Annotated in this window: 1 protein-coding gene and 1 pseudogene; one reads left to right on the plus strand and one right to left on the minus strand. The window is 51.6% G+C overall.

Going from position 1 to position 1,705, the window contains the following annotated elements:
• Window positions 1-226 precede the first annotated feature (226 nt).
• Window positions 227-1,166 (plus strand): annotated as a pseudogene (locus ACTHUM_RS13220) (L-lactate dehydrogenase).
• Window positions 1,167-1,538: 372 nt separating this feature from the next.
• Here the strand turns inward: ACTHUM_RS13220 and ACTHUM_RS13225 are convergent.
• The coding region (locus tag ACTHUM_RS13225) for a TrmH family RNA methyltransferase (protein WP_440403081.1) at window positions 1,539-1,705 on the minus strand (167 nt) is incomplete at its 5' end.

Here is a 1,705-nt window from a genome sequence, read left to right on the forward strand (position 1 = left end):
CAGTATGAGCTTGGCAGATGCACTCCATTCGGGACAACTGGTCGAGCTCTTCCCCGAATACGCCATTACTTACGATCCGCTTTACCTCTACTCCCCAGCCGCCGCGGGCATTCGAATGTGTTTAAGTTGATTGTGGATGTGCTGCGGGTAGAGGTCGTCTGAAATTTGACGCCATCCCGTCCAAGTGTTATTAATAATTCCTATTCACAAACAAACAGGAATAAACATGAAAAAAGTTGGTAACAAAGTAGTCGTTGTGGGCTTGGGTGCGGTCGGTGTCAGCTACGCCTATTCCATGCTCAACCAAGCCTTGTGCGACGATATGGTTTTAATCGACATCAACCGCACGCGTGCTGAAGGCGAGGCGCGCGACTTCCGCCACGGAATGCCTTATGCCGCTTCGCCTGCACGCATTTACGTCGGCGATTACGATGATTGTTCGGATGCAGACATCGTGTGTATTTGCGCGGGCGCGGCGCAGGCACCCGGCGAAACCCGTTTGGACTTAATCAACAAAAACCTGCGCATCTTCCACGACATCGTTTCGAAAGTCATGGCTTCCGGCTTTGACGGTATCTTCTTGGTTGCCTCCAATCCTGTGGACGTACTGTCTTATACCGTTCTGCGCTTCTCAGGCCTGCCCAAAGAGCGCGTTATCGGCTCGGGCACCATCCTTGACTCCGCCCGTTTCCGCGTTTGCTTGGGCAACGAGTTCGACGTCGCGCCTTGGAGCGTCGATGCCATGATGATCGGCGAACACGGCGACAGCATCATTGCGCTTTGGAGCACCGCCAACATCGCCGGTATGTCGGTTCAGAAGATGCTGGAACAATCGGAAGACGGGCAGGCGCGTATGGACAAAATCTATAACAACGTGCGCAATGCCGCCTACGAAGTCATCGCCGCCAAAGGCACGACCAGCCACGGCATCGGCATGGGCTTAAGCCGCATCTCCAACGCCATCCTGCACAATCAAGGCGTCGTATTGCCCGTTTCCACCTTGCTAGAAGGCGAGTTCGGACAAAACGGTGTGTATATCGGCGTACCGACCGTCGTCAACCGCCAAGGTGCGGTACGCATCATTGAACGATGAAGCCGAACGCTTTGCCCGCTCGGCGGAGCTGTTGAAAAGCTATCAACGCAAAGTCGATGAAATGGTCGGATAAATAGAATAGCCTCTGAATAAAACGTCGTCTGAAAACTGGAAATCTGGTTTTCAGACGACGTTTGCTATGTAGGAGGAAGTTAAACCGTCAATAGTCTAAATTCAAATAAAAAATACCTATATCTAAGTTACTTTATTCTCGTTACGCAATTTACCGGTTGTCGTCATTCCCGCCCCCGCCTACGCGAGGACAGGCTACGGCGGGAATCTATTTTTGAAATTCGGAAACTGTTTTTCAAATAAGGGTTTCTCAAGTTTTACGATGGATTCCCGCCTGCGCGGGAATGACGGTGCTAATCCGCCTATAACAAACGTCGTCTGAAAACCAAATTTCCGGTTTTCAGACGACGTTTTCTGTTCACAAACCTAAGCGTTATTTCTCTGCTTTCAACACCCGTTGACGGCGGGTTTCGCTCAATACCATGCCCGCGCTGACGGAAACGTTCATGCTTTCTACCGTGCCAAACATCGGAATCGATACCAGCATATCGCAATGCTCGCGCGTCAGGCGGCGCATGCCTTCGCCTTCATTGCCCATTA

The organism is Neisseria sp. P0021.S006, from assembly GCF_051956895.1.